25 protein-coding genes are annotated in these 26449 nt (G+C 77.0%); 18 read left to right on the top strand and 7 right to left on the bottom strand.

Going from position 1 to position 26449, the window contains the following annotated elements; all coding sequences use genetic code 11:
- Positions 1 to 3 precede the first annotated feature (3 nt).
- Together FKM96_RS03655 and FKM96_RS03650 are read left to right on the top strand one after the other, a co-directional pair.
- On the top strand, positions 4 to 996 hold the full coding sequence (locus FKM96_RS03655; protein ID WP_147794086.1) for a GDP-mannose 4,6-dehydratase: 993 nt from the start codon (positions 4 to 6) through the stop codon (positions 994 to 996).
- Entirely contained in the window at positions 993 to 3275 is a 2283-nt protein-coding gene (locus FKM96_RS03650) for a hypothetical protein (RefSeq protein WP_147794085.1), read from the top strand. The genes FKM96_RS03655 and FKM96_RS03650 overlap by 4 nt, the downstream gene beginning before the upstream one ends.
- Positions 3276 to 3291: 16 nt before the next feature.
- Here FKM96_RS03650 and FKM96_RS03645 read toward each other — a convergent pair whose 3' ends face one another.
- Positions 3292 to 4425, bottom strand: a complete 1134-nt coding sequence (locus FKM96_RS03645) for a glycosyltransferase family 1 protein (protein ID WP_210417359.1) — start codon at positions 4423 to 4425, stop codon at positions 3292 to 3294.
- A 2-nt stretch (positions 4426 to 4427) separates the two neighbouring features.
- Positions 4428 to 5048 carry a dTDP-4-dehydrorhamnose 3,5-epimerase gene (rfbC, locus tag FKM96_RS03640; RefSeq protein WP_147794084.1) on the bottom strand — a complete coding sequence of 207 codons (621 nt, stop codon included), beginning with the start codon at positions 5046 to 5048 and terminating at the stop codon, positions 4428 to 4430.
- 111 nt (positions 5049 to 5159) lie between these two features.
- On the opposite strand from rfbC, the gene rfbD reads away from it, so the two are divergent.
- Together rfbD and FKM96_RS03630 are read left to right on the top strand one after the other, a co-directional pair.
- A complete protein-coding gene (gene rfbD, locus FKM96_RS03635; RefSeq protein ID WP_246855183.1) occupies positions 5160 to 6005 on the top strand; it encodes a dTDP-4-dehydrorhamnose reductase in 846 nt (281 codons plus the stop codon).
- Positions 6002 to 7135 (top strand): glycosyltransferase family 1 protein, encoded by a 1134-nt coding sequence (locus FKM96_RS03630; protein ID WP_147794082.1) that lies wholly within the window; start codon positions 6002 to 6004, stop codon positions 7133 to 7135. The genes rfbD and FKM96_RS03630 overlap by 4 nt, the downstream gene beginning before the upstream one ends.
- 24 nt (positions 7136 to 7159) lie before the next feature.
- On the opposite strand, the gene rfbA is transcribed toward FKM96_RS03630, so the two are convergent.
- A complete protein-coding gene (gene rfbA / locus FKM96_RS03625) occupies positions 7160 to 8029 on the bottom strand; it encodes a glucose-1-phosphate thymidylyltransferase RfbA (protein WP_147794081.1) in 870 nt (289 codons plus the stop codon).
- 113 nt (positions 8030 to 8142) lie between these two features.
- On the opposite strand from rfbA, the gene FKM96_RS03620 reads away from it, so the two are divergent.
- Complete coding sequence (locus FKM96_RS03620) at positions 8143 to 9093, top strand: glycosyltransferase family 2 protein (protein ID WP_147794080.1); 951 nt, start codon at positions 8143 to 8145, stop codon at positions 9091 to 9093.
- Here the strand turns inward: FKM96_RS03620 and FKM96_RS03615 are convergent.
- A complete protein-coding gene (locus tag FKM96_RS03615; protein ID WP_168216865.1) occupies positions 9059 to 10048 on the bottom strand; it encodes a lysylphosphatidylglycerol synthase domain-containing protein in 990 nt (329 codons plus the stop codon). The two genes, FKM96_RS03620 and FKM96_RS03615, sit on opposite strands and share 35 nt — an antisense overlap.
- Positions 10049 to 10125: 77 nt before the next feature.
- On the opposite strand from FKM96_RS03615, the gene FKM96_RS03610 reads away from it, so the two are divergent.
- From FKM96_RS03610 to FKM96_RS03590, 5 genes are all read left to right on the top strand, one after another.
- On the top strand, positions 10126 to 10866 hold the full coding sequence (locus FKM96_RS03610; RefSeq protein WP_168216864.1) for a class I SAM-dependent methyltransferase: 741 nt from the start codon (positions 10126 to 10128) through the stop codon (positions 10864 to 10866).
- 84 nt (positions 10867 to 10950) lie between these two features.
- Complete coding sequence (gene manA, locus FKM96_RS03605; protein ID WP_147794077.1) at positions 10951 to 12153, top strand: mannose-6-phosphate isomerase, class I; 1203 nt, start codon at positions 10951 to 10953, stop codon at positions 12151 to 12153.
- A 7-nt stretch (positions 12154 to 12160) separates the two neighbouring features.
- Entirely contained in the window at positions 12161 to 12841 is a 681-nt protein-coding gene (locus tag FKM96_RS03600; protein ID WP_147794076.1) for a hypothetical protein, read from the top strand.
- Complete coding sequence (locus FKM96_RS03595; RefSeq protein ID WP_147794075.1) at positions 12835 to 13179, top strand: hypothetical protein; 345 nt, start codon at positions 12835 to 12837, stop codon at positions 13177 to 13179. The genes FKM96_RS03600 and FKM96_RS03595 overlap by 7 nt, the downstream gene beginning before the upstream one ends.
- Positions 13104 to 14345 (top strand): hypothetical protein, encoded by a 1242-nt coding sequence (locus FKM96_RS03590; protein WP_168216863.1) that lies wholly within the window; start codon positions 13104 to 13106, stop codon positions 14343 to 14345. The genes FKM96_RS03595 and FKM96_RS03590 overlap by 76 nt, the downstream gene beginning before the upstream one ends.
- A 200-nt stretch (positions 14346 to 14545) precedes the next feature.
- On the opposite strand, the gene FKM96_RS03585 is transcribed toward FKM96_RS03590, so the two are convergent.
- A complete protein-coding gene (locus tag FKM96_RS03585) occupies positions 14546 to 15304 on the bottom strand; it encodes a TIGR03089 family protein (RefSeq protein WP_246855182.1) in 759 nt (252 codons plus the stop codon).
- Between the two features lie 183 nt (positions 15305 to 15487).
- Here FKM96_RS03585 and FKM96_RS03580 point away from each other — a divergent pair, with 183 nt between their 5' ends.
- The 3 genes from FKM96_RS03580 to FKM96_RS03570 are packed head-to-tail and all read left to right on the top strand — an operon-like array spanning position 15488 to position 21454.
- Positions 15488 to 15817, top strand: a complete 330-nt coding sequence (locus FKM96_RS03580) for a WhiB family transcriptional regulator (RefSeq protein ID WP_147794073.1) — start codon at positions 15488 to 15490, stop codon at positions 15815 to 15817.
- Between the two features lie 26 nt (positions 15818 to 15843).
- Entirely contained in the window at positions 15844 to 19803 is a 3960-nt protein-coding gene (locus FKM96_RS03575) for a glycosyltransferase (RefSeq protein WP_246855181.1), read from the top strand.
- Position 19804: 1 nt separating this feature from the next.
- The gene (locus tag FKM96_RS03570) at positions 19805 to 21454 is read left to right on the top strand and encodes a DUF5719 family protein (RefSeq protein WP_147794072.1); all 1650 of its coding nucleotides are present in this window, start codon (positions 19805 to 19807) and stop codon (positions 21452 to 21454) included.
- A gap of 18 nt (positions 21455 to 21472) precedes the next feature.
- Here the strand turns inward: FKM96_RS03570 and FKM96_RS03565 are convergent, their stop codons facing one another.
- A complete protein-coding gene (locus FKM96_RS03565) occupies positions 21473 to 22366 on the bottom strand; it encodes a glycosyltransferase family 2 protein (protein ID WP_147794071.1) in 894 nt (297 codons plus the stop codon).
- Positions 22367 to 22378: 12 nt separating this feature from the next.
- Positions 22379 to 22858: a metallopeptidase family protein gene (locus tag FKM96_RS03560; RefSeq protein ID WP_147794070.1), complete on the bottom strand. Its 480-nt coding sequence runs from the start codon at positions 22856 to 22858 to the stop codon at positions 22379 to 22381.
- A gap of 73 nt (positions 22859 to 22931) precedes the next feature.
- Here FKM96_RS03560 and FKM96_RS03555 point away from each other — a divergent pair, with 73 nt between their 5' ends.
- From FKM96_RS03555 to FKM96_RS03535, 5 genes are all read left to right on the top strand, one after another.
- Positions 22932 to 23312 (top strand): DUF3499 domain-containing protein, encoded by a 381-nt coding sequence (locus FKM96_RS03555; RefSeq protein ID WP_147794069.1) that lies wholly within the window; start codon positions 22932 to 22934, stop codon positions 23310 to 23312.
- A 6-nt stretch (positions 23313 to 23318) separates the two neighbouring features.
- Complete coding sequence (locus FKM96_RS03550) at positions 23319 to 23612, top strand: hypothetical protein (RefSeq protein WP_246855180.1); 294 nt, start codon at positions 23319 to 23321, stop codon at positions 23610 to 23612.
- 59 nt (positions 23613 to 23671) lie between these two features.
- On the top strand, positions 23672 to 25159 hold the full coding sequence (locus FKM96_RS03545; protein WP_147794068.1) for a phosphomannomutase/phosphoglucomutase: 1488 nt from the start codon (positions 23672 to 23674) through the stop codon (positions 25157 to 25159).
- The gene (locus FKM96_RS03540) at positions 25156 to 25365 is read left to right on the top strand and encodes a Trm112 family protein (RefSeq protein ID WP_246855178.1); all 210 of its coding nucleotides are present in this window, start codon (positions 25156 to 25158) and stop codon (positions 25363 to 25365) included. Before FKM96_RS03545 ends, FKM96_RS03540 begins: the two co-directional genes overlap by 4 nt.
- Positions 25366 to 25441: 76 nt before the next feature.
- The gene (locus tag FKM96_RS03535) at positions 25442 to 26365 is read left to right on the top strand and encodes a cation diffusion facilitator family transporter (protein ID WP_147794067.1); all 924 of its coding nucleotides are present in this window, start codon (positions 25442 to 25444) and stop codon (positions 26363 to 26365) included.
- The last annotated feature ends 84 nt before the right edge of the window (positions 26366 to 26449 follow it).

The following is a 26449-nucleotide window of genomic DNA, read 5'->3' as shown; positions in this document are numbered from 1 at the left end:
GGCGTGACCGCAGCACTGGTGACCGGCGCGACCGGTCAGGACGGGTCGTACCTCTGCGAGCGGCTGGCCGCCGAGGGCGTGCAGGTGCACGCCCTCGTGCGGCCCTCCGCCGGGGGGACGGACGAGGCGGGCCTCGCCCACCTCCGCGAGGCCGTCCCCGGCCTGCGGACCCACGTCGCCGACCTCGCGGACGGGGACGCGCTCCGGGCGGTCGTGGACGCCGTCGAGCCGGACGAGGTGTACAACCTCGCGGGCATCTCCTCGGTGGCGTACTCGTGGAAGGCCCCGGTCGAGACCGGCGTCGTGAGCGGCATCGCGGTCGCGGCGCTGCTCGAGGCCGCGTGGGCGCTGCAGGAGCGGACCGGCCGCACGGTACGGGTCGTCCAGGCGTCGAGCGCCGAGATCTTCGGCTCGGCCGAGCAGGTCCCGCAGGACGAGTCCACGCCGATCCGGCCGGTCACGCCGTACGGCGCCGCGAAGGCCTACGCGCACCACATGGTGGGTGTGTACCGCGGGCGCGGGCTGCACGCGGCGACCGTGATCCTGTACAACCACGAGTCGCCGCGCCGCCCCGCCACGTTCGTCACGCGGAAGATCACCCAGGGCGCCGCTCGGATCGCGGCCGGCCTGGACAGCACGCTGACTCTCGGGTCGCTCGACGTGCTGCGCGACTGGGGCTGGGCGCCCGACTACGTCGAGGCGGCGGTCGCGGCGCTGCGCGCGGAGGCGGCCGACGACTTCGTCGTCGCGACCGGCGTCGCGCACTCGGTCGAGGACTTCGTCGCGGCGGCGTTCGACCGGGCAGGGGTCGCCGACTGGCGCGCGCACGTGCGCACCGACCCGGCGTTCGTCCGCCCCGCGGACGCGGCGCTGCAGCTCGGCGACGCCACCCGGGCGCGGGACGTGCTCGGCTGGCGGCCGACGACGGACTTCGACGGCGTGGTCGCGGCCATGGTCGACCACGACCTCGACCTGATCGCCCGAGACCGGCGGTGAGCCGGGCGGACCTGCTGCGCCCGGACGCGGCGCCGGCGGCCGCGGCGACCGACCGACCGGAGGCTCCCCGCGACCGCCGGTCGCTGGCCCTCGAGGCCGCGACGTACGTGTCCGCCGCGCTCGCCACCGTCGTCGCGACAGTGGCGGGGCTGCAGCTGTGGCGGGCCGACCTCCGCGTGCCGTTCCAGTACCAGGGCGACGCGATCGCGGTGAGCGCCCACATCAAGACGGTGCTCGAGACGGGCTGGTACGAGTTCCAGCCGCTGCTCGGTTTCCCGGCGGGGCAGACGTACCACGACTTCCCGACCGCCGACAACCTCAACTTCGTGTTCGCGCACGTCCTGGGCTGGTTCACCTCGGACTGGGCCGTCGCCCTGAACGCGTACTACCTGCTCGGGTTCCCGCTGGCGGCCCTCGCCGGCGTCTGGTTCCTGCGCGAGGCCGGCCTGACCCGGTCGATGTCCGCGGTCCTGGCGGCCCTGTTCGCCCTCGCGCCGTACCACTTCACGCGCGGCGAGAGCCACCTGTGGCTGGCCTCGTACTTCACGCTGCCGCTCGCGATGGTGGTCGTCCTGCGGGCCCTGCGCGGCGAGCCGCTGTGGGGCGGCGGGCGCGGACCACGGTTCGTCCGCCTGCTCACCGGGCGCGGCGCGTCGACGGTGGTGTGCCTGGCGCTCGTCGCGACCGCGTCGTCGTACTACGCCGTCTTCGTGCTGATCCTGCTCGCCGCGGCGGGCGCCGGGGCGTGGCTGCGGGACCGGCGGGCGGCACGCTTCCTCGGCGCCGCGGGAGCGGGCGTCGTCGCCGTCGTCGTCGTGCTGCTCAACATGCTGCCGGACATCCTCTACACGCGCGCGCACGGCGAGAGCGCCGCGGGATTCGTGCGGGACCCGGCCGAGGTCGAGATCTACGCGCTCAAGCTCGCGCAGCTGCTGCTCCCGGTCCCGGGGCACCGGGTCCCCGTGCTCGCGGCCCTGCGCCAGCGGTACGACTCGACCTACCCGCTGATCTCGGAGCAGCCGGCGCTCGGCGCCGTCGCGGCGGCAGGCTTCGTGGCCGCGATGCTCGTCGTGGCGTACACGCTGGTGCTCCGAGGCCGGCGGGACGCGCTGCTGCTGCCGGAGCAGGTGCGCAGGAGCACCGCGATCGCGCACCTCTCGATGCTGACGTTCGTGGCGTTCCTCTGGTCCACGGTCGGCGGCCTCGCCACCTTCCTGTCGTTCGTCACGGCCAGCCTGCGCGGGTGGAACCGGATGTCGATCGTCATCGCGCTGCTGTGCCTGGCGGTGATCGGGCTCGTGCTGGACGCCGCCGTCGCGCGGCTCGGCCGGTGGGCGCGCGCACGGGGCCTGCGACCGTCCGTGCGGCGCGCCGTCGCCTGGTGCCTCGCGGGCGGGGTGCTGCTGGTCGGCTGCGCGGACCAGGTGACCCCGGGCGCCGTGCCGCGCTACGAGGAGACGACCGCGGCCTTCGACGCCGACGCCCGGTGGATCGGCCAGGTCGAGGACGCCCTCCCCGACGACGCGGCGGTGTTCCAGCTCCCGTACCTGGCGTTCCCGGAGACGGTGCCCGGGACCGAGCAGCTGCGGGCGTACCTGCACTCGCCGACGCTGCGCTGGTCGGGCGGCGCGATCAAGGGCCGGGCGACGACCGACTGGTCGCGCGGGGTGGCGGAGCTCGACCCGACCGAGATGGTGGACGACCTCGTCGCCGCGGGCTTCTCCGGCGTGCTGCTCGACCGCGTCGCCTACGGCGACGGTGCCGCCGAGGTGGAGGCGGGGCTGGCTCAGGCGGCCGGACCTGCCGTCACGCAGAGCGAGGACGGTCGGTACGTCCTGTTCTCCCTCGTCGACGAGGCCGAGGCCGCGGCCGCGGACACCCCGGCGGCGGACCTGGAGACCCTGCGGGAGTCCGTGGTCGAGCCGGTCACCGTCTACCCCGGCACCGGGTCCGCGGCGGTGGAGCTCTCCGACGGCACGCAGGGCTGGGCCGTGGCCGCGGGCGGTTCCTCGCTCGTGCTCGAGAACCCGCGGGACGAGCCCGTGGAGGTCCGGGTCACCGCCCAGGTGGCGGCGCCGACGGCGGGTTCGGTCGCGTTCGAGGCCGGAGAGCGCACCTGGACGGTCGGCACGGGGTCCGGCGCCGGCGCGCTCGACGTCGCGCTGACGGTGCCACCCGGCAGGTCGGAGCTCGTCGTCCGCCCCGACGGCGGGGCGGAGGGCGTCGTCCTGGGCGACCTGCGGGTCGCGGAGGCGGACCTCCCCGCGCTGAGGCGGTGACGCGCGCCCGGGCCGCTCAGGCGGCCCGGGCCGCCGCGCGGTAGACCTCCACCGTCGCGGCCGCGCACGCCGCCCACGAGTAGCCGGCTGCCTCGGCGCGAGCGACGGACGCCAGCCGGTCGCGGTCGGCGACCGCTGCGGCGATCCCGGCGGCCACGGCGCCGCTGTCCAGCGGGTCGACCAGCACCGGGCTGGCGGCGATCTCGGCCATCGAGGTCCCGGCGGAGGTCACCACGGGCACGCCGTGCGCCAGCGCCTCGAGCACCGGCATGCCGAACCCCTCCCAGAGCGAGGGGAAGCAGAAGACCAGCGCGCCCGCGTACGCGGCGTGCAGGTCGGCCTCGCCGAGCTGGCCGAGGCGGTGGACGCGGTCGGCGGGCAGCGCCCGGACGGCGTCCCGGACCGCCGCGTGGTCGCCCCACCCGTCCGGTCCCACGAGGACCAGGTCGAGGTCGGGGTGGGTGGTGCGCAGCTCGGCGTAGGCCGCCAGGAGCACGCCGACGTTCTTGCGCGGCTCGAGGGTCCCGCACCACAGCACGTACGGACGCGTCAGGCCGTGCCGGGACCGGAACGCGGCCAGCTCGTCCGGCCGGACGTCGGGGACCCGGACGCCATGCGGGACGACGTGCACCCGCCCCGGGTCGATCCCTGCGGCGAGGCAGTCGTCCCGGGTGGTGCCCGAGACGGCGACCACCGCCGCCGCCTCCTCCCGGACGATCTGCAGGGCGCGCCGGAAGAAGGCGGCGCCGCGCGGCGTGAAGTGCTCGGGCGCGCGCAGGAACGCGAGGTCGTGGACGGTGACGACGAGCGCCCCGCCGGACGCCGGCGGGACCGCCCAGGTGGTCGCGTGCACGACGTCGGCCGGCCCGTCCGCGGCGCGGACCCGCGGCCGGCGCCAGCGGGTCCACGCCTCGTAGAGCGCGGTCCGGGGCAGCGCCGACCGCCGCAGCGGCAGGCCCTCGTCATGGCGCCAGGCGGCCGGCGGCGGGCCGTCGTGGCGTGCGGTCAGCCCCGTCGTCCGGACGTCGTCGCGGCGCAGCAGTGCGGAGCTCAGCTCGCGGACATACGTGCCGGAGCCGCCGGGCACGCGCTGCCACAGCTGCTCGACCGTCAGCGCCGCGCGCAGCGGGGCCGCGCCGCCGGCGGGCACGGTCAGGCGTCGCCGAGGCCGGACACGTACGCCTGGACCTCGTCGTACCGGGGGAGGAGCCCCTGCTCCAGCGCCTCGGCGAGGGTCGGCGCCGCCTCGTCCTTGGCCGAGAGGTGCGGGACCAGCGGGCGCCCGCTCCGGTCGGTGGTGGGCCACTCGACGCCGACGGCGGGGTCGAGCGGGTGGATGCCGTGCTCGCGCTCCGGTGCGTACCCGGACGAGCAGAGGTACATGACGGTGGAGTCGTCCTCCAGCGAGCAGAACCCGTGACCCAGGCCCTCGGAGAGGTACACGGCGCGGCGGTCCCGGTCGTCGAGGAGCACGGTGTCCCAGCGGCCGAAGGTCGGGGACCCGACGCGGATGTCCACGATCACGTCGAGCACCGCCCCGCGCACGCAGGTGACGTACTTCGCCTGGCCCGGGGGCACGTCGGCGAAGTGGATGCCGCGCAGGACGCCCGCCGCCGACACCGAGCAGTTCACCTGCTGGAGGTCGAGCGGGTGGCCCACCGCGTCGCGGAAGGGGGCGATCTTGAACGCCTCGAGGAACGCGCCGCGGGAGTCACCGATCACCCGGGGCGTCACCTCCCAGGCGCCCGCGACGGCGAGCTCGCGGAACTGCATCAGGACTCCATCCGGTCGGCAACCCCGTCAGCGTACCTGCCGGTAGGGTTGCTGCTCGTCGCCACAGGAGGGAGCAGCGCCGTGCGCTGGTTGGTCGCAGGAGCCGGCGGGATGCTGGGTCAGGACGTCGTCCGCGTGCTGCGGGACGCGGGGGAGGACGTCACCGGTCTGGACCGCGCGGAGGCGGACATCACCGACCCGGTCGCGCTGGAGCCCTGGCTCGACGGAGCCGACGTGGTGGTGAACTGCGCCGCCTGGACGGCCGTCGACGCGGCCGAGACGGCGGAGGCCGACGCCTTCACCGTGAACGCGGTCGGGGCGGCGACCCTCGCCCGCGGCGCAGCACGCCACGGCGTGCGGCTCGTGCACGTCTCGACCGACTACGTCTTCGACGGGCTCGCGACGTCGCCGTACCCGGAGGGGGCCCCGCAGCGCCCGCGCTCCGCCTACGGGCGCACCAAGGCGGCGGGCGAGTGGGCCGTCGCGGCCGCCGCGCCGGACCACCTCGTGGTCCGGACCGCCTGGCTCTACGGCGCCGGCGGTCCCTGCTTCCCCGCGACGGTGCAGAAGGTGCTCCGGGAGCGCGGCTCGATGCAGGTCGTCGACGACCAGGTCGGGCAGCCGACGTGGACCGTGGACCTGGCGCGCTTCGTGCTCGCGCTCGTCCGGGCCGGGGTGCCCTCGGGCAGCTACCACGGCACGTCGTCGGGCCAGGCGTCCTGGTACGAGTTCGCCGGCGCGGTCGCGGCCGCGGCCGGGCTGGACCCCGCGCTCGTGACGCCGACGACGAGCGAGAGCTTCGTGCGGCCGGCCCCGCGCCCCGCCTACTCCGTCCTCGGCCACGACGCCGCGGCTGCCGCCGGGGTGGCCCCGATCGGCGACTGGCGCGAGCGCTGGGAGGAGGCGGCGGCGTCCGTCCTCGCGCCGGGGGCGGGTGCCCCCGAGCCGCGCCCGTGAAGGTCCTCGTCGACGCCACCGCGATCCCCGTCGACCTCGGCGGCGTGGGGCGGTACGTGGTCGAGCTCGTCGCGGCGCTCGACGCGCTCGGCCTCGCGGTCGCCGTGGCGTGCCGCCCGGGAGCCGAGGCCTGGGTCGCGGAGCGCGCCCCGGGCGCCGAGGTCCTCGTCGGGCCCGCCCGGATCGCCTCCCGGCCGGGACGCCTCGTGTGGGAGCAGTCCGGCCTGCCCCTCATGGTGCGCGCGACCGGTGCCGACGTGCTGCTCAGCCCCCACTACACGATGCCGACCGTCACGGGGGCCGCGCGGGTGGTCACCCTGCACGACGCGACCTTCTTCAGCGCCCCGGAGGTGCACGGCCGGGTCAAGCGCCGGTTCTTCGCCGCCGCGACCCGGGCGGCGGTGCGCGGGGCGGACGCGCTCGTCGTGCCGTCCCGGGCGACGCGCGACGAGGTCGTCCGGTACACCGGGGGCGACGTGCGTCGGTTCCACGTCGCCCACCACGGGGTCGACCGCGCGGTGTTCCACCCGGTGGGTGATGCCGCCCGCCGGGAGGTGGCCGAGCTCCTCGGGCTCGGGGGCCGGTCGTACGTCGCGTTCCTGGGGACCCTCGAGCCCCGCAAGAACGTCCCGGCGCTGGTCCGCGGCTGGGCCCGCGCCGTCGCGGACCTGCCGGAGCCGCCCGCGCTCGTGCTCGCGGGGGGCAAGGGCTGGGACACCTCGGTCGCGCCGGAGGTCGACGCCGTGGACCCCCGGCTGACCGTCCTCCGGCCCGGCTACCTGCCGTTCGAGAGCCTGGCGGCGTACCTGTCGGGGGCCGCGGTCGTGGCCTACCCGAGCCTCGGCGAGGGCTTCGGGCTCCCCGTCCTCGAGGCGATGGCGTGCGGTGCCGCCGTGCTCACGAGCCGCGAGCTCTCGCTGCCCGAGGTGGGCGGCGACGCGGTCGCCTACACGGGGACCTCCGACGTCGAGATCGGTGCCGCGCTCCGGGACCTGCTCGACGACGACGCCGGGCGCGCCGGGCTCGCGGACCGGGCACTGGACCGCGCGGCCACGTTCACCTGGGAGCGCTCGGCGCGCGAGCACGTCGCCGCGTTCGAGGCCGCGCTGGACCGGCACCGGCGCCGCTGAGGCGCAGGTGCCGGTCGCGGCCGGTCAGCCCCGCTCGTCCAGCAGGCCGAGCAGGTAGCTGCCGTAGCCGGACTTCACGAGGGCCTCGGCACGGCGGCGCAGGCCGTCGTCGTCCAGGAAGCCCCGGCGCCACGCGACCTCTTCCGGGCAGCCCACCTTGAGGCCCTGGCGGTGCTCGATGGTGCGGACGTAGTCGGAGGCCTCGACGAGCGAGTCGAAGGTCCCCGTGTCCAGCCACGCCGTCCCGCGCGGCAGCACCTCGACCTGCAGGCGCCCCTGCTCGAGGTACGCGCGGTTCACGTCGGTGATCTCGTACTCGCCGCGCGCCGACGGCGCGAGGTCGCGGGCGATCGCCACGACGTCGTTGTCGTAGAAGTAGAGCCCGGGCACGGCGTAGCTCGACCGCGGGGCCGTGGGCTTCTCCTCCAACGACAGGGCGCGGCCCGCGTCGTCGAACTCGACCACGCCGTACGCCGTCGGGTCGGCGACGCGGTAGGCGAACACCGCCGCGCCGTCGATCGCGCCGAAGCGCTCGAGCTGCGAGCCCAGGCCGGCCCCGTAGAAGATGTTGTCACCCAGGACGAGCGCCGCCGAGTCCGAGCCCACGAAGTCCGCGCCGAGCACGAACGCCTGCGCCAGGCCGTTGGGCTCCGCCTGGACGGTGTACTCGATCGAGACGCCGAACTGCGAGCCGTCGCCGAGGAGGCGACGGAACTGCTCGGCGTCGTGCGGCGTCGTGATCACGAGGATGTCCCGGATGCCGGCGAGCATGAGCGTCGACAGCGGGTAGTAGATCATCGGCTTGTCGTAGACGGGCACGAGCTGCTTGCTGACGCCGAGGGTGATGGGGTGCAGTCGGGTACCGGAACCCCCGGCCAGGATGATGCCGCGCATGCGGGACATTGTGGCGCATCCGGCGGGCCGGCGTGCGCGGTCCGACCCACGGGCGTCGCGTTACGCTGCGCGGGCACCGCCACCACCTCGCCCCACCGCGCGTCAGGAGGCCCATGAAGGTCTTCGTCCAGATCCCCTGCCTCGACGAGGAGCGCACGCTCCCGGCGGTCCTCGCGAGCATCCCGCGCGAGATCGAGGGCGTGGACGAGCTCGAGGTCCTGGTGGTCGACGACGGGTCCTCGGACCGCACGTCGGAGGTCGCCCGCGAGCACGGCGTCCGGCACGTCCTGCGGCACACCCGGACGCAGGGCCTGGCCCGGTCGTTCCGCGACGGCGTGGACTACGCGCTCGCGCACGGCGCGGACGTCGTCGTGAACACCGACGGCGACAACCAGTACCCCCAGGAGCGCATCCCGGACCTGCTGCGCCCCGTCCTGGAGGGCCGCGCGGACATCGTCGTCGCGGACCGGCAGACGGCGACGATCGCGCACTTCTCGCCCGGGAAGAAGCTGCTGCACCGGTTCGGGAGCGCGGTCGTCAACGTGGCGGCGGACACGGCGCTGCCCGACGCCGCCAGCGGGTTCCGGGCGTACTCGCGCGCGGCCCTGCTCCGGCTCAACGTCGTCACGGAGTTCTCCTACTGCATGGAGACGATCATCCAGGCCGGGCACAAGCGGCTCAGGATCGTCTCGATCCCTGTGACGACCAACCCCAAGACCCGCGAGTCGCGGCTGTTCCGCCACGCGCACCAGCACGTCGCCAGGTCGGCCTCCGCGATCGTGCGCAGCTACCTCATGTACAAGCCGCACGTGCTGTTCGCGTGGCTCGCCGCCGTGTTCGGCGTGCTGGCGCTCGTCCCGGCGGTCCGGTTCCTGGTGCTCTGGGCGAACGGGGGAGGCGACGGCAACGTCCAGTCGCTCATCTTCGCCGCGATCATGGCGGTGGCCGCGCTGCTCTCGGTCGCGCTGGGCATCCTGTCGGACCTGCTGCGCACCAACCGCACGCTGCTCGAGGAGCAGCTGGAGCGGATCAAGCAGATCCAGTACCCGGGCCCGGGGGCGTAGCCGAGGCGTCGGCCGGGCCGTCGGCCGGGTCGCGCGCCGGGTCGTGCGCGGGAGGTCCGCCGTGGCGGGCGAGCAGCGCCGCGACGCCCGCCGCCCCGGCGTCGGCGACGACCATGAGGACGCGGCTGACCAGCGCGACCAGCAGGGCGTCCGCCGAGGACAGCACCGGGGCCAGCGCGAGCACCAGCGCCGCCTCGCGCGGTCCGGCTCCCGCCGGGGCGATGACGACGAGCAGGCCGACGACCCACGCGAGCGCGAACGCCGCCGTGCCGAGCACGGCGGCGCGGCCGGGGTCGCCGGGCGCCAGGTCCGCGACGAGCACGACGGCGTGCGCGCCGAACAGCAGCCACATCACGAGGGCCCACGCGGCGGAGCGCGCCAGGCCGGGCCCGGCGACCCGGACGGGCTCCTCGCCCCGGCGCAGCAGCCGCAGGGCGAGCGCGACCAGCCGGTTGAACACCGGCGGCAGCAGCCCGACGATCCCGAGGGGCACGACGGCGACGGCCCACCAGTAGGTCGACAGCGAGCCGGGGGACGCCGCGGCGAGCCCGACGACGGCGACGGCGCCGCCGACCACGAGCAGCACGGCGAGCGCGGCGAGGGCCACGACGGCGCTCCGGGCACGGGACACGCGGTGCGCCCGGCCGAGCTCGGCCTGCGCGACGACCGCCCACACGCTCCCGGGCACGTACTTGCCGAGCTGGCCGTGGTAGTAGATCCGCGCGGCGGCGCCCAGCGGCGGCGGCGCGCCCGTGGCGGCGAGCAGGCTGCGCCAGGACAGCATCTGCGCGACGAGCCCCGCGCAGGCGAGCACGAGGGAGAGCACCACCGTGCCGGCGTCCAGCCGCGTCAGGGCGTCCGCGAGCTCCTCGCGCCGCCTCAGCACCGACCACACGAGCAGCGCGAGCGCGACGGCGAAGAACACCGCCCCCACCACAGCTCGCCTGGATCGCACCGCACGAGGATAGGGGGACGGGGCCATCGCCTAGGGTGTCCGGGAGCCGCACCCACCCAGCACCGAGGAGGACCGGCGTGCCCGGTACCGGACAGATCGCCCGTTCCGCCTACGTCGCGACGTCGCGCGCCGCCCGCGACGTCGCCCGCAGGACCGGTGTCTTCGACCGGCTGGACCGCCGGTACCGCGAGGCGCCGCGCAGCGTCGGCGGGCACCTGCGGACGCTGTTCGCCATCCACGACGTCGAGGACCTGGTGGCCCTGGACCAGCCCTGGTGGACCTACGGCGCGATCGACGCCGTCGCCGCCCACCTCGCGGCGCTGGAGGGCCGGGCGCGCGTCTTCGAGTACGGCTCGGGCGCGAGCTCGGTCTGGCTCGGCCGCCGCGCCGGCGAGGTGCACAGCGTGGAGCACCACGCGGGGTTCGCGGGGGTGATGCGCCGCGTGCTCGCCGAGGCCGGTCTCGAGGGCACGGTGACGCTGCACGAGGTGGCGCCGACGACGGGCGACTCCCCGGTGGTGCCGTCGCAGCGCCGCGGCGAGGAGGGCAACGACTACGCCGGGTACGTGGCGAGCATCGACGCCGTCCCGGGCGAGTTCGACCTCGTCGTGGTCGACGGCCGGGCCCGCGTGGCCTGCCTCGAGCAGGCGGCCGCGCGCCTCGGGCCGGGCGGGATCGTCCTGTTCGACGACTCCCAGCGGCCGCGGTACGCCCCGGGGCTGGCCGGCAGCGGGCTGCGCGTCGAGCGCCACCGCGGCTGGGTGCCGTCGCTGCCCTTCCCGCGCGAGTCCTCGGTGCTCCGGATCGCGCGCGGCTGACCCGTCCGTCTGCGCGGACGTCCCTCGACGGCGGGGCGTTGGGTAGCATCGGACGCCCTGCCGCCGCACCCCACGAGGGACCACGTGTACCGCCTGACGAACGCGATCCAGAACTACGCCTGGGGCTCGCCCGCCGCGATCCCCGAGCTGCTCGGCACCGAGGCGACCGGGGAGCCGGTCGCCGAGGCGTGGTTCGGTGCGCACAGCAGCGCCCCGTCGCACTGCGTGCGCGACGACGGCAGCACGGGCGCCCCCATGCCCGACGTCATCGCGGCCGACCCCGGGAGCGTCCTCGGCGAGGACGTCGAGGCGCGGTTCGGCGCGACCCTGCCGTACCTGCTCAAGGTCATCGCGGCGGAGACCCCGCTGTCGCTCCAGGTCCACCCGCACGTCGCCCGGGCGCGCGAGGGGTTCGCGGAGGAGGAGGCCGCGGGCGTGCCGCTGGACGCGCCGCACCGCAACTTCCGCGACCGGAACCACAAGCCCGAGCTCGTCTACGCGCTCACCCGGTTCGAGGCGATGTGCGGGTTCCGCGCCCCGCGTCGGGCCGCCGAGCTGCTCGAGGGCCTGGACACCCCTCTCGCCAAGGGCCTGCGGGAGCTGCTCGCGGAGCAGCCGACCGCGGCCGGCATCGAGGCCGCGTTCACCCGCCTGCTGCGCCCGGAGACGCGCCCGACCGCCGAGGAGGTCGGGGAGATCGCCGTCGCGTGCGCCGCCCGGCTCGAGGCGGGCTCGCCGTCGCCCCGGGCCGACCGCACCGTGGTCCAGCTGCAGGCGGCCTACCCGGGTGACCCGGGGGTGGTGACCTCCCTGCTGCTCAACCCCGTGACGCTCCAGCCCGGCGAGGCGCTGTTCGTGCCCGCAGGCGGGGTCCACGCGTACCTCAGGGGCCTCGGCATCGAGATCATGGCGTCGTCGGACAACGTGCTGCGTGCCGGTCTCACGCCCAAGCACGTCGACGTCGACGAGCTGCTGCGCAACGTCGACTACGTCGCCGCACCGCCGATCCGGATCGCCCCGGAGAAGTTCCACGGCGCCACCCGGTCCTTCTACGCGCCGGTGGACGACTTCGAGCTGTCGGTGACCGCCGTCGACGACGACCAGGACCACCCGCTGCCCGGCCGCGGCCCCCGCGTCCTGCTGTGCCTCGAGGGCCGGATGACGGTCACGTCCCGGTTCGACGGCGCGCTCACGCTGAGCCGGGGTCAGGCCGCCTTCGTGCCTGCGTCGGACGGCGCGCTGCGGGTCAGCGGCGGCGGGACGCTGGTGCAGGCCGACGTCCCCTGACCCGGGCGTGGCGGCGCTCCCGGAGCAGCCCGCGTCCTCAGGGCGCACCGGCGGACCGCCGCGGGTCCTCGCGCTCGCGCTGAGCCTGCCGGACCGGCTCCCCGTGCTGGTGCTCGCGCTCGGGCTGGCGGCGCTCGCGTCGGTCCTGGCCGGGCAGTTCCGGCCCTGGGTGGTGCTGCCGCTCGCGGTGCTGCTCGCCGGCGCGTCCTGGCGGCTCGTCCCCACCCCGCCGCCCGCGTCGAAGGCGCACCTGGCCGCGTCGGCGGCGGTCTCGGCGCTGGCGGTCGCCTGGACGGCGCTCGGCCTGAGGTCGGTGGCCGAGTACGTGGTGGTCAACCGCGACCCGGGCTTCCTCACGCTCCAGGCGCTGTGGCTCACGGACCACCGCGCGGCGCCGGTCCCCGTGGGTGCCGCCGAGGTGGCTGCGGCGGCCGCATCGGCGGCGAGCGCCGGGACGGAGGCGTTCTGGCTGCAGGACGGCGCGCTGCACGCGCAGGGCAACAAGATGCTGCCCGCGCTGCTCGCGGTCCAGGGCTGGGTGGGCGGGGAGCGCGCGGTGCTCGGCGGGAACGTCGTGATCGGCGCGGTCGCCCTGCTCGCGCTGTTCGCGGCCGCGCGCCGGTTCGCCGGACCGCTCTGGGCCCTGGTGCCGACCGCGGCGCTCGCGCTGAGAGCCTGCCGATGCTGACGTTCACACGCGCGGCGTACACCGAGCCGCTGACCGTGGCGTTCCTGTGCGGGGCTCTGGCGGTCGCGCACGGCACGTGGCGTCCCACCCGTGCGATCCGGCGCGGCGGCGGGGGCCGGGTCGGCCCGCACCTCCTCGTCGGCGCGCTGGTCGGCGCGGTCGGCGCGGCGCGGATCGACGGCGCCGTCGCCGTGGTCGGGCTCGCGCTCGGCTACCTGCTGGTCGGCGCCTCGCCGCTGGGCCGGCGGGACCGGCGCGCCGCGTGCGGGCGGCGCTCGCGGCGATCGGGGCCGGGGCGACGATGGTCGCGCTCGGCATGGTCGACGTGCTGCGGCTGAGCCCGGCGTACGTGCGGGAGCACTCCTCGCAGCTCACCTCGCTGCTCGCGGCGACGGCGGTGCTGCTGGTCGCGGCGGTGGTCGTGCTCGTGCTGCCCGGCGGCTGGCTCGGGTGGCTCCGGCGGTGGCTGCACCGCCGTCGGGTGGCGCTCGGCCGGTGCGCGGCCGGCGCGGCGCTGCTGCTGGGCGCCGTGCTCGCGTCGCGGCCGCTGTGGTGGGAGGGCAGGTTCACCGACCCGGCCTCCGGGTACGGCTACGCCGTGCAGGTGCTGCAGGCCGCGGCGGGGGAGCCGCTCGACGCTGCCCGGTCGTACGACGAGCGCACGCTCGCGTGGGTCGGCTGGTACCTGGGCGTGCCGGCGGTCGTGCTGGGGTTCGCCGGGCTGGCGGTGCTCGCGCGCCGGGCTGTGGCAGGCAGGGACCCGGCGTCGGCGCTGCTGGTCGCGGTGCTGGGCGTGGCCGCGGTGTTCCCGCTGGTGCGGATCAGCATCACGCCGGACCAGATCTGGGCGGTGCGCCGGCTGCTGCCCGCGACGCTGCCGGGCGTGCTGCTGGCGGGGACGGTGGCGCTCGCGGCGCTGGCGGGGAGGTGGCCCGGCGGGGGCGTCGGAGCGGAGCGTCCTGCCCGGCACGCGCCGGCGGGTCGGGCGGGACGCTCCACCCGGTTCCGCTCCCCGTGGGGTGTCGCACGCCGGGCGGTCGCGGGCGGGCTCGCGCTCGCCGTCGTCGCGTTCCCCCTCAGCACCTGGCGGCCGGGCGCGACGGTCGTCGAGCTGTCGGGCCGGGCGACGCAGGCGCACGCCGTCTGCGACGCGCTCGACGACCTCGGCGTCGACCGCGTGGTGTGGACGCACTCGAGCCCGTTCCGGTACCTCGCGACGCTGCGGGTGCTGTGCGACGTCGAGGTGGTCGAGTTCGTGACGCCCCCGACGACGGCCGACCTCGCGGCGGTGCGCGCCGCGTGGGGCGGGGGGCCGGTCGCGGCGCTCAGCTTCGACCCGGGCAGCTACGCCTGGACGGTGCCGCCGGCGGAGTCGGTCGGCGCGACGGCGTCCACGACGCTGGGCCGGACGCTGACGGGCGTGCCGCGGACCGTCGACACGGCGTGGAGCGAGGTCTGGATCGGCCTGGTGCAGGCGGACGGGACCGTCGCGCCGGCGGGCTGAGCGCGCCGCCGGGGCCCCGGCGGGCCGGCACCGGCGCCGGCCGGGGCGAGGTGCGACCCGGGCGGTGCGGTCGTCACACCCGCGTGAGGTCGTCACTCGCGGGTGAGGTCGTCACTCGTGTGTGACGACCTCACCACGATGTGACGACCTCGTGGGCCGGCCGCGCGAGGGAGGTGGGCCGGCCGCGCGCCGGGGCGGCGTCAGAGGCGCGCCATCACCCGCTCGGACGTCGCGATCCGCTCGGCGCGGTCGGCGGCGTCCCCGGGCTCCGGGCGCAGCAGCACGGCCGAGCCGCCGCGCGCCAGCACGCCCAGGGTCGCGAGCAGCGCCGACGCGGTGGCGCCCCGCTCGTCCGACACGGCCAGCAGCGCGCGCGACCCCGCCGGCACCGGCGCCGCGCCGGACGCCGCCGCGACCAGCCCCGCGTGCGGCACGGGAGTCGCGCCCACCTCCAGCGCGGGCTCCGCGGGCTCGACCGCGGGCGCCCAGCCGACGACGTCGCCGTAGGTCATCACCGACTGCGCCGCGTCGAGGGCGCCCGGGGGCAGCTCGCCGTCGAACCGCCGCGCCAGCGCGGGCAGCGCCACCGCGACCACCCCGGCGCCGCGGGGCAGGTCGAGCGCCGCCGGGCGGTCCGAGACGACCACGTCGGCGGTCGCCGCGGCGGCGTGCGCGTCGGTGGCGACCGTCGCGCCCACCCGCCAGGCGGCCAGCGCCCAGACGACGGTGCGCCAGTGCGGCGGCAGGTCGAGGAGCACGCGCGTGCCGGGGCCGGCGTCGAGCTCCTCCACGAGCAGGTTGGTGGTCTTGCTCACCCAGTTGTCGAGCACCGCGCCGGACAGCTCGATCCGCTCGCCGGCGGGTCCGTACCAGGTCACGCGGGGGCGCCCCGGCTCGCTGAGCAGGGCCGACAGGACGTCGGCGACGGAGGCGGCGGGGCGGGGCGTCGAGAGGGGCACGGGAGCAGCCTAGGTGCCCGTGATATCGAGGATCCGGACATATCGCCCGGTAAGCGCTTCAGTACCAGTCTTCCGCTTGACTACGCGGAACGACACGCGTGTAATTCCCTGGAACGGGTGGCGCGCGGGTGATCGCGGACCGCCCCGCGGACCATCGACACGAGCACGACGGGGGAGGCACACATGTGGAGTCTGCTCGACGACGAGGGACCCTTCCCGTCCGAGGCGCGCACGCCCCAGACCGAGACGGTCGCGCCCGTGCTGCCGCTCTTCGGCACGCCCGAGGACGACGGCATCATGGGCTGGCAGGAGCGCGCCCTGTGCGCCCAGACGGACCCCGAGGCGTTCTTCCCCGAGAAGGGCGGCTCGACCCGCGAGGCCAAGAAGGTCTGCACCGGCTGCGAGGTCCGGGCCGAGTGCCTGGAGTACGCGCTCGCCAACGACGAGCGGTTCGGCATCTGGGGCGGCCTGTCCGAGCGTGAGCGCCGCAAGCTCAAGCGGCGTGTGGTCTGATCGCGCCCGCCGGGGCGCCTGACGTCGTGACCGCCAGCACGCTGCACCCCGGCGCGCCCACGACGGGCTCCCTCCCCGCCGCCGCACCCGCGACGGCGGTGGTCGTCGCCCGCGGCGTCACCCCCTTCGTCGCGACGACGCTCCGCGCGCTCGCCGCCCAGACCCGCGCGCCCGCGCGGGTGCTGCTCGTCGACGCGGGCGACCGTCCCGACCCGGGCCTCGCCGCGGTGCTGCGCCAGGCGGGCCTCCCCGCGGGCACGACGACGCTGCTGACCGCCCCCGGCGCGCGCACCTTCGGCGACGCCGTGCGCGCCGCCGTCGCCGCCGAGGACGACCTGCCCGGCGGCGCCTCCCGCTGGTTGTGGCTGCTGCACGACGACTCCGCCCCCGACCCGGCCGCGCTTGCCGAGCTGGTGCGCGCCGTGCAGGCCGCGCCGTCCGTCGGCGTCGCCGGCGTGAAGCAGCGCACCTGGACCGCGCCCGCGCGGCTGCTGGAGGTCGGCGTCCGCACGTCGCGGTCCGGGCGGCGCATGACCGACGTGGAGCCCGGCGAGGTCGACCAGGGCCAGCACGACGGGCGCGAGGACGTGCTCGGCGTCGGCCTGGTCGGCGCGCTCGTGCGGCGGGACGTGTGGGCGGAGCTGCGGGGGACCGACCCGGCGCTCGGCCCGTTCGGCGACGGCCTCGACCTCTCCCGGCGCGCGCGCCTGGCCGGGCACCGGGTGCTCGTGGTGCCGTCGGCGGTCGTCCGGCACGCCCAGGCGGCGTACCACGGGCTCCGCGACCCCGGCACCGACCCGGCCTCGATCGTCGACCTGGACGCCGACGGCGAGCCCGACGGCGCCGACCCGCGGCGGTCGTACGCCGCGCGCCGGGCCGCGCTGCTGCACCAGCGCCTGGTGTGGGCGCCGCTGCCCCTGGTGCCGTTCGTCGCCGCCATGGCCGTCCTGGCCGGGCTGGTGCGCGTGCTCGTCCGGATCGCGACCAAGGAGCCGGCCCTCGCAGCCGCCGAGCTCGCCGCGCCGCTGCGCGCCCTCGGCCGGCCCGCCGCCGTCGTCCGCGCCCGGGCGCAGGCCCGCCGCACCCGCGCGGTGCCGCGGCGGACGCTGCGGCCCCTGCAGGCCGATGGCCGCACCGTGTGGCGGCAGTGGCGCGACCGGCGGCTCACCCGCGCCGAGGCCCGCCGGGTCGTGCGTGCGCCCAGCGAGCTGGAGCTGCGCGAGCTCGCGGCGCTGGCCCTGCGGCGCCGCGCCGGCCTCGCGGTCGTGGCCATCGCCCTCGTCGTCGTGACGGCCGCCGCCTTCGGGCCGCTCGTGGTCGGCACGCTGTCCGGCGAGTCGCTGGTCGGGGGTGCGCTGGTCGCGGCCTCGTCCGGGCTGGGCGACGTGTGGGCCGCGGCCACCAGCGGCTGGGTGTCGAGCGGCCTCGGCTCTCCCGGCCCCGGCGACGCCCTGGTCACGGCCCTGCTGCCCGGGACCGCGGTCGCCGGCGGCAGCCTCGGCGTCGCGCTCGCCGTGCTCGTGCTCGGCTCGGTGCTGCTGTCCGGGCTCGGTGCGTGGTTCGCCGCGGGCGCCGCCACCCGGTCCGTCGGCGTCCGGGTGTGGGCCGCGGTCGTCTGGGCCGCGCTCCCGAGCCTGCTGCTCGCCGCGGGCCAGGGCCGCGCCGGGGCGGTGCTCGTGCACGTGGCGCTGCCGTGGCTCGCGCTCGCGCTGGCGCGGGCCGTCGGGGCGCAGCAGGTCGACGTGGTGCTGTCCGGCGTCGTCACCGCCGCGCGCGCCGAGGACGGCGCCGTGCCCGGGCGGGACCTCGGCGCTGAGGAGTGGCCCGACCCCGAGGCGTGGGCGCGCGCGGGCGAGCCCGCACGTCGCCGTGGGCGCCGGGCGGCGGGGCGCGGGGACGACGACGCGGGGAGCGCGGCGGGCGCGACCGCCGCGGTCCCCGGCGCGACGCCCGCGGTCACCGGCTCGACCCCCGAGGTCGAGGGCGATCGCGCGGAGGCGGCCGACGACCGGCCGACGACGGGCGCCACCCCCGCCGTGGCCGCGGACGGGCCCGCCGAGGAGCGCGACCGCGACGAGGCCAGCGACGTGACGCCGGTGCGCGGCACCCGCGCGGTGCCGGCCACCACCGGGGCGGCCGAGGTCGTCACGGCGCGGGTCCCGGCGACCGACGACGCGGCGGACGACACCGTCGGCACGACGACTGACGACACCACCGACGACGTGGCCGACGCCCACCCCGACGACCTCCCCGCCACCCCCGCCCGCCCGGCGGGCTCGATCGCCGCGGCCGCCGGCCGCGTCCCTCGCGTTCGCCGTCGTGGCCGCCGGGGCGCCGGTGCTGCTGCTGCCCGGCGTCCTGCTCCTGCTGGTGGTCGCCGTGTGCGCCCCGCGCGGCCGCCGGCTGCGCGTCGTGCTCGCCGCGGTGCCCGCGCTCGTCCTGCTGGGCCCGCTGCTGGCCGAGGCGGTGTCCCGCGGCCTCGACGGCGTGCGGCTGCTGGTCGCCGACCCCGGGGCGCCGCTCGCCTCCGACCCGGCGTCCGCGGTCGCCGCGGCGCTCGGCGTGCCGGTCGACGCCACCGCGCTCGTGCCGTCCTGGCTGCCCGGCCGGGTGCCGGAGCTCGTCGTCACCTGGTGGCCGGTCGTGACCGGCGGTGCCGTGCTGCTGCTGGCGCTGATCGCCCCCTGCTGCGCGGGGCGCCGGTCGCCCGGGCGGTGCGGCTCGGCTGGGTGGTCGCCGCCGTCGGCCTGGTGGCCGCCCTGGTCGCGGGCCGGGTGGCCGTCGGCGAGGACGACGGCACGGTCGTCGTCGGCTGGGCGGGCTCCGGCGTCTCGCTCGCGATGGCCGGGCTGCTCGCCGCCGCGGTGCTCGGCACCCGCGGGGCGCGGGCGTGGCTCGACCGCGCGTCGTTCGGCTGGCGGCAGCTGACCGCCGCCGTCGTGACCGCCGTGGTCGTCGTGCTGCCGCTGACCGCGTGGGTCGGCTGGGCGTGGCAGGCGCGCGACGGCGCCGCCGCGGACCTGACGACCATGGACCGCGCGGTCGTGCCGGCGATCGGGCGGCAGACCCAGCAGTCCGAGGACGCCCCGCGGGTGCTCGCGCTCGTCCCCTCGACCGAGGACCCCGCGAGCGGCGGCACCGCCGCGGGCGCGGTCGACTGGCAGCTGCTGCGCGGCGACGGACCGCAGGTCCTCGAGTCCGCCGCGGCCGCGCGGACGGCCGGTCTCGCCGGCGGGCTGACCGACCCGGCCGCCGCGGAGCCGGACGACGCGGACGCCGAGGTCGAGGCCGTCGTCGGCACGCTCGCCGTCGGGTCCAGCACGGACGTCGCCGCCGACCTGGCGGCCCTGGCCGTCGCGGACGTGCTCGTCCCGCCGCTCCCGGAGGCCGAGGACGACCTCACGCGGCAGCAGGCGCGCACCGCGCTGATCGGGCGCCTCGACGCCACGCCCGGCCTCGAGCGGATCACCGAGGGCGACTCCGGCGTCATCTGGCGCGTGCAGCCCTCGGGCGGCGCGGTCGGCGAGGACGCGCAGGGATCGACGGCCGACGCGTCCGCCGACGCCGCCCCGGCCGCCGACTCCGCCGTCCCCGCCGTCGTGACCGCCTGGGCGCGCCTGGTCCCGGACGCCCGCGCCACCCAGGACGCGGCCGGCCTGGCGTCCGCCGACGCGGTCGCCGTGCCGGCGGTGCCGGGCGTCGTCGCGCGGGTGGACACCGAGATCGAGCCGGGCGACACCGGGCGGCTGCTCGTGCTCGCCGAGCGCGCGGACGCCGGGTGGCGCGCGACGCTCGACGGCCGGCCGCTGCGCGCGGTGACCGACGGCTGGCGGCAGACGTTCGAGGTCGGGGGTGAGGGCGGCCGCCTGGTCGTGACGCACACCGCCCCCGACCGGACGGCGTGGACGGTCGCGCAGGGTGCCGTGGGGCTGCTGGCCCTGCTGCTCGCGCTGCCCGTCCGCCGCCGTCGGGCTGGGAGGCGATGACATGACGGATCCGACCGTCGGGCGTCCGCGCCGGACCGGGCGCGCCGCGCGCCTGCTCTCCGGCGCGCTGGTGCTCGGCCTCACCGGCGGCGTGGTGGCGATCGCCGTGGCGGCGCCGCCGACCGAGGCCCGCCCGGTGCCGGCCGCCACCGTCGACGTCGCGCCGACGGCCACTACCCTGGTCTGCCCGGGGCCGCTCCAGCTGCCGGACGACACGCTGTCCGGGGACTCGGCGTTCGACCGGGTGCCGGTCGCGCCCGTCGAGCGGGTCACCGCCTTCGACACCGTGGCGTCCGCCACCGCCTCGCTGACCGTGCTCGGCGCGGACCCCGTGGCGCTGGCGGACGGCGCGGGGTCGGTCGCGTCGCCGGGCGCCGCGACGGTGCTGCGCGCGGAGCCCGTGGACGGCGAGCCGGCCCGGGTGGCCGGCGCCACGTCGTCGGTCGTCACCGACGGCGATCTCCGCGGCCTGTCCGCCGCGTCGTGCGCGCGCCCGTCCGCCGACGTCTGGCTGGTCGGCGGCAGCACCGAGCTGGAGAGCACCGCCGATCTCGTGGTCGTGAACCCGGGCGCGACGCCCGCGGACGTGACGGTGGAGGTCTGGGGCCCCTCGGGCCCGGTCGATCTCGCGAACGGCGGCACGTTCCTCGTGGCGCCGGGGGCCGAGCGCGTGCTGTCGCTGCCCGGCGTCGCCGCCGAGCAGCGCCGGATCGCGGTCCGGGTCACCGCCGCGGGCGGCCAGGTCTCGGCCTACCTCCAGGACTCCCTGCTCGACGGGTTCACCCCCCGCGGCACCGACCTCGTCACCGCGGGCACCGGCCCGGCGACCACCCAGGTGGTCCCGGGCATCACGGTGGTCGCCACCGAGGTGGACGCCGCGGACGCGGGGGCACTGCGGCTGCTCGTGCCCGGCGACGAGGACGCGACCGCCTCGGTCCGGCTGCTCGGGCCGGACGGCGACGTCGCCCTCCCGGGCGCCCAGGAGCTGGAGCTCCCGGCGGGCGAGGTCACCGACGTCTCGCTCGGGGGCCTGGCCGCCGGCAGCTACACGGCGGTGGTCGAGTCGTCCCGGGCCGTGGTCGCCGGCGCCATGATCGCGCGCGAGGCCAAGGCGGGTGAGCTCGACGCGGGGGCACGCCTCGAGCGCGCGTGGGTCGCGGCAGCGGCACCCGGCAGCGGCCTGGTGGCGGTCCCGGCCGGCGCGACGGGCACGCTGGTCCTGACGGCGGTTCCCCGCACCGGCGAGGCCGGGACGGCCCCGGTGCCGACCCCGACCTCCGGCGCGACCGCCGCGCCGAGCCCCGAGCCCACCGAGGGCCAGGTCCCCGACCCCGACGAGGCGCAGGTGCCGCAGGGTCCGACGGCGACGGTCACCCTGCGCGCGTACGGGGAGGCGGGTGTGCTCGGCGAGCGGGAGGTCGACGTGCCGGTGGGGTCGACCCTCCCGTACCCGGTGCGCGACCTCGGCAGCGGCGTGGTGGGCGTCGAGGTGCTGGCCCCGGACGGCGGACCCGCCGACCTGGCCTGGGCCCTGCACTCGTCGGTGGCCCAGGCGAGCGGTGTGCTCGTCTCGGTCCTGTCCCCGGTCACCGACGCCGAGGCGGTCACCCGCGCGCAGGTGCGCGAGGGGTCGCGGGTCGGCCTGGACTGAGGAGCACGGCCGCGCGGCTCAGCGCGCCGCGCGCAGCTCCACGACCTCGCGCGCCTTCAGCCCGACCGACACCGCCGCCCGCACCGGCCACTGGTACCACCGGTGGTACCGCCGGTGCAGGTACCGCTCCGCGGACCGGTGGTGCGCCGAGATCATCGCGGCCGGCTTCGCCTTCCACGACACCCCGCCGACGTGCATCACCCGCGCCGACGGCACGTAGACGTTCGGCCGCCCCGCGAGCGCGAGACGCTCGCCCAGGTCGACGTCCTCGAAGAACATGAAGTAGGCGTCGTCGAACCCGCCGACCGCCTCGAACGCGTCCCGGCGCAGCAGCAGGCAGGCCCCGGACAGCCAGCCGGCGGACCGCTCGGCACCGACCGTCTCCTGGCGGCGCTGGTAGGCGCGCGTCCACGGGTTCCCGGGCCAGACCTTGCCGAGCACGGCGTGGCCGGCGCCCTGCGTCAGCGACGGCAGCTCGCGCGCCGACGGGTAGACCGTGCCGTCCTCGTTGAGCAGCGCGGGCCCGAGCGCCCCGGCCGCGGGGTGCCGCTCCGCGGCGTCGAGCAGGGCGTCGAGCGAGCCCGGCTCCCAGACGACGTCCGGGTTGGCCACCACCAGGAACGGCTGCGTCGCGCCGCGTGCGCCGGCGTTGGCGCCGCCGCCGTAGCCGAGGTTCTCGCCCGTGCGGACCACGCGGCCGCCCGCCTCGGCGGCGACCCGGTCGGCGACGGTCGGGTCGGCACCGTTGTCGACCACGACGAGCTCGACGGGCGCGGTCGTCGCGGTGGCGAGGGACCGGGTGAAGTCGGTGAGCTCCGGACCCGGGTTGTACACGATCGTGACCACGCGGACGGCGGGGCGGCCGGCGGACGGGGTGGCGGGGGCGCGGCTCGGCTCGGGGGTCGTCGTCATGGCCGGGTCAGGCTACCGTCCGTCCCCGAGCTCGGGGTCGACCTCGTCGGGCGAGCGTCCCAGCAGGTGCGCGACCTGCTCGACGACCACCTCGTGCACGACGTCCGCGAGCTCGTCCGCGTCGACGGCCCGGGACTCCACGGGTCGTCGGTACACCACGATCCGCGGCGGCAGGCCGGGCTGGGACGGGAACGACCGCCCGAGCGGCACGCCGCCGGACTCCCACGGCGCCGGGTCGGACGGGGGCACGTCCTCCACGGCGAACTCCACCCCGTCCAGGTACTTCCCCCAGCGGACCTCCAGGCGCTCCACCGAGTCCAGCACGAGGTCGTCGAACCGCTCCGCGCGGGTGCGGTGCGCGGGGAGCGAGGCCGGGAGCAGCGGGCCGCGGATGCCGCGGCCACGGCGGTCGCGGCGGCGGACGGCGCCGACGCGGGGGACCGGTCCGCCCGGGGTGCCGGGGGCGGCGGGGACGTGCCGACGGGGTGCCACCACGGCACTGTATCCGGGTGACAACGCGGGTCGCGCGCACGCTCCGGCCGCGGGCGGCGGTAGGTTCTACCCCGTGAGACCCGTCCGCCAGTGCTCCCGCACCGCGTGCGGTCGTCCGGCGGTCGCGACCCTGACGTACGTGTACGCCGACTCGACGGCCGTCCTCGGCCCGCTCGCCAACCTCGCCGAGCCGCACTCCTACGACCTGTGCGCCGAGCACGCCTCGCGCCTCACCGCCCCGCGGGGGTGGGAGGTCGTCCGGCTGACGCCCGAGTTCGTCGAGACCGGCCCGAGCCACGACGACCTGCTCGCGCTCGCCGACGCCGTGCGCGAGGCGGGCCGCCCGGCGCCCCGGCACGCCGCGGCGGTCCCCGACGGCCTGCCGCCGGCCGCCGAGCTCGACACCGAGCGCCGCCGGGGCCACCTGCGCGTGCTGCGCGGCGAGGAGGGCTAGCGCGCGATGGCCGGTGCAGGGGGCGGTGCGGCAGGTCGCCGCAAGGGACGCCGGGGCGAGCCCGAGCCGACACCGCTGGGGTCGCTGAGCCAGGCCGGGCAGGAGCACGCCCCGGGGACGGGCGAGTGCGAGGTCTGCGGGTCGACGCGACTCACCCGGCTGCACCTCGCGCTGGCCGACGGGACGGACGTGACGTTCGTGTCCTGCCACGAGTGCGAGCACCGGGCGTGGTTCCCGCTGGACGGCGACGGGACGTCGCTGAGCCGGGACGAGGTCGTGCGGCGGTCGAGCCGGGGCTGACGCCGCACCTGTCCGGGCGGAGGGGCAGCACGCCTCCGCGCCTCCGCGGCGCCGCCCCGATGGGATACCGTGACGCCGTGCCTGAGACCTCCGCGCTGCCCGACCTGACCGGCCTGATCAAGGCGTACGACGTCCGGGGCACGGTCCCGGACCAGCTGAACGCCGGGGTCGCCCGCGCGATCGGCGCGGCCTTCGCCGACGTCGTCGTCCTGCCCGAGGCCGCGGACGGGGCTCGCCCGCGCGTGGTCATCGGCAACGACATGCGCCCCTCCGGCCCGGAGCTCGTCGGTGCGTTCGCCGAGGGGCTGGCCGCGCGCGGCGTCGACGTCATCACGATCGGGCTGTGCTCGACGGACGGTCTGTACTTCGCGTCGGGCAAGCTCGGCATCCCCGGCGCCATGTTCACCGCGAGCCACAACCCCGCCGAGTACAACGGCATCAAGCTGTGCCGCGCGGGCGCACGCCCCGTCGGCCAGGACTCCGGGCTGTCCCGGGTGCGCGACCTCGCGGCCGAGTACCTGCGCGACGGCGTCCCGGCCGCGGCCGAGGGCGCGGCCGCCGGCGAGGTCACCGAGCAGGACCTGCTGGGCGACTACGCCTCGTTCCTGCGCGGCCTGGTCGACCTGTCCGGCATCCGCCCGCTCAAGGTCGTCGTGGACGCCGGCAACGGCATGGGCGGGTTCACCGCGCCGGCCGTCCTCGGCACCGGCGCAGGCCTGCCCGAGCTGCCGCTCGAGGTCGTGCCGCTGTACTTCGAGCTGGACGGGACCTTCCCGAACCACGAGGCGAACCCGCTGGAGCCGGAGAACCTGCGCGACCTGCAGAAGGCGGTCGTCGAGCACGGCGCCGACATCGGCCTGGCGTTCGACGGCGACGCCGACCGCTGCTTCGTCGTCGACGAGAACGGCGACCCGGTCAGCCCGTCCGCGATCACGGCCCTGGTCGGCCTGCGCGAGATCGAGCGGGAGAAGGCGGAGGGCCGCACGCCCACCGTGATCCACAACCTCATCACCTCGATGGTCGTGCCGGACCTGGTGACCGCGGCCGGCGCCAAGGCGGTCCGGACCCGCGTGGGCCACTCGTTCATCAAGGCGCAGATGGCGGAGTCGGACGCGGTGTTCGGCGGCGAGCACTCGGCGCACTACTACTTCCGCGACTTCTTCTTCGCGGACACCGGCATGCTCGCGGCGCTGCACGTGCTCGCCGCGCTCGGCGGCCAGCCGCACCCGCTGTCGGCGCTCGCCGAGCAGTACCAGCCGTACGTCGCCTCGGGGGAGATCAACTCCCGCGTCTCCGACGTCGCCGCCGCCCGCGCCCGCGTGGTCGAGGCGTACGTCGAGCAGCAGGGCGCCGGCCCGGTGACGGTCGACGAGCTGGACGGGCTGACGGTCTCGCACTGGGACTCCCAGCCGCAGTGGTGGTTCAACCTGCGCGCGTCGAACACCGAGCCGCTGCTGCGCCTGAACGTCGAGGCCGCGGACGAGGACATCATGGAGAAGGTCCGCGACGACGTGCTCGCGCTGGTCCGCCAGGACGGCGCCGCGTGAGCGCAGCCGAGCCCGTGGGCACCACCGGCCTCGCGCCCTGGGTGCGGGAGCTGCTGCGCTGCCCCGTGACGGGCGCGACGCTCGTGGACGGCGTCGGCCCGGGCGGTCAGCCGGAGCTCGTGTCCACGGACCTGGACCGCCCGCTGGCGTACCCCGTGCGCGACGGCATCCCCGTCCTCCTCGCCGACGAGGCCCGCCCGGTCTAGCATCACCGCTCGGGCCACCGCGCGGCGGCCTCGGGGGACCTCGGTCGCCCGCGCGCTGACCAGCGGAGGGACCGGCATGGCACACGGAGGCGGGAACAAGGCGATCATCGCCGCGCTGTCCGCGAACCTGGGCATCGCGGTGACGAAGTTCATCGCCTTCCTGCTCACCTCGTCGAGCTCGATGCTGGCCGAGGCGGTGCACTCGGTCGCCGACTCCGGCAACCAGCTGCTGCTGCTCGTCGGCGGCCGCCGGGCCCGGCGGGCGGCGGACGAGGAGCACCCGTTCGGCTACGGGCGCGAGCGGTACATGTACGCGTTCATCGTCGCGATCGTGCTGTTCAGCCTCGGCGGCCTGTTCGCGCTGTACGAGGCGTGGCACAAGTTCGCCGACCCGCATCCGATCGAGTCCTGGCAGTGGGTGCCGCTCGTGGTGCTGGTCGCGGCGATCGTCATGGAGGGTCTGTCCTTCCGCACCGCGATCGGCGAGGCGAACCACACCCGCGGCAAGCAGGGCTGGGTGTCGTACATCCGCACCGCGAAGGCGCCCGAGCTGCCCGTGGTGCTGCTGGAGGACTTCGGGGCGCTCATCGGACTGGTGCTCGCGCTGTTCGGCGTCTCCATGACGCTCGTGACCGGCGACGGCCGGTGGGACGCGATCGGGTCGGCCGCGATCGGCCTGCTGCTCGTCGTCATCGCGATCGTGCTGGCGGTCGAGACCAAGAGCCTGCTGCTCGGGGAGTCGGCGACGCGCAAGGACGTCGACGCGATCCGCGCCGCGCTGGTCGGCCCGGGCGTCCCGTCCGTCATCCACCTGCGCACGCTGCACCTCGGTCCGGAGGAGCTGCTGGTCGCGGCGAAGATCGAGGTGCCGGCGGCGTCGAGCGCGGCGGACGTCGCGGAGGCGATCGACGCGGCGGAGCAGCGGGTGCGGGCGGCGGTGCCGATCGCGCGGGTGATCTACCTGGAGCCGGACCTGCGGCACGCGCTCGCCGCGAGCTGACCCCGGGGCTCTTCCGGCCTGACAGTGGAAGCTTGTGACGGACACGCCGTCGGCATGTCCGTCACAACCTTCCACTGTCGTCCG

The organism is Cellulomonas sp. Y8, from assembly GCF_008033115.1.
Taxonomy (GTDB): domain Bacteria; phylum Actinomycetota; class Actinomycetes; order Actinomycetales; family Cellulomonadaceae; genus Cellulomonas.
Note: the sequence above shows the minus strand (reverse complement) of the source record. Positions and strands in the feature narration are given on the sequence as shown.

Coding starts and splice junctions, on each gene's coding strand:
- rfbC (WP_147794084.1), bottom strand. CDS start 5,048: ATGCAGTTCCGCGAGCTCGCCGTCGCGGGCGCCTGGGAGGTGACGCCC.
- rfbD (WP_246855183.1), top strand. CDS start 5,160: ATGCTGGGTCAGGACGTCGTCCGCGTGCTGCGGGACGCGGGGGAGGAC.
- rfbA (WP_147794081.1), bottom strand. CDS start 8,029: ATGCGCGGCATCATCCTGGCCGGGGGTTCCGGTACCCGACTGCACCCC.
- FKM96_RS03620 (WP_147794080.1), top strand. CDS start 8,143: ATGAAGGTCTTCGTCCAGATCCCCTGCCTCGACGAGGAGCGCACGCTC.
- FKM96_RS03595 (WP_147794075.1), top strand. CDS start 12,835: ATGCTGACGTTCACACGCGCGGCGTACACCGAGCCGCTGACCGTGGCG.
- FKM96_RS03580 (WP_147794073.1), top strand. CDS start 15,488: ATGTGGAGTCTGCTCGACGACGAGGGACCCTTCCCGTCCGAGGCGCGC.
- FKM96_RS03570 (WP_147794072.1), top strand. CDS start 19,805: ATGACGGATCCGACCGTCGGGCGTCCGCGCCGGACCGGGCGCGCCGCG.
- FKM96_RS03565 (WP_147794071.1), bottom strand. CDS start 22,366: ATGACGACGACCCCCGAGCCGAGCCGCGCCCCCGCCACCCCGTCCGCC.
- FKM96_RS03550 (WP_246855180.1), top strand. CDS start 23,319: ATGGCCGGTGCAGGGGGCGGTGCGGCAGGTCGCCGCAAGGGACGCCGG.
- FKM96_RS03545 (WP_147794068.1), top strand. CDS start 23,672: ATGGGATACCGTGACGCCGTGCCTGAGACCTCCGCGCTGCCCGACCTG.
- FKM96_RS03535 (WP_147794067.1), top strand. CDS start 25,442: ATGGCACACGGAGGCGGGAACAAGGCGATCATCGCCGCGCTGTCCGCG.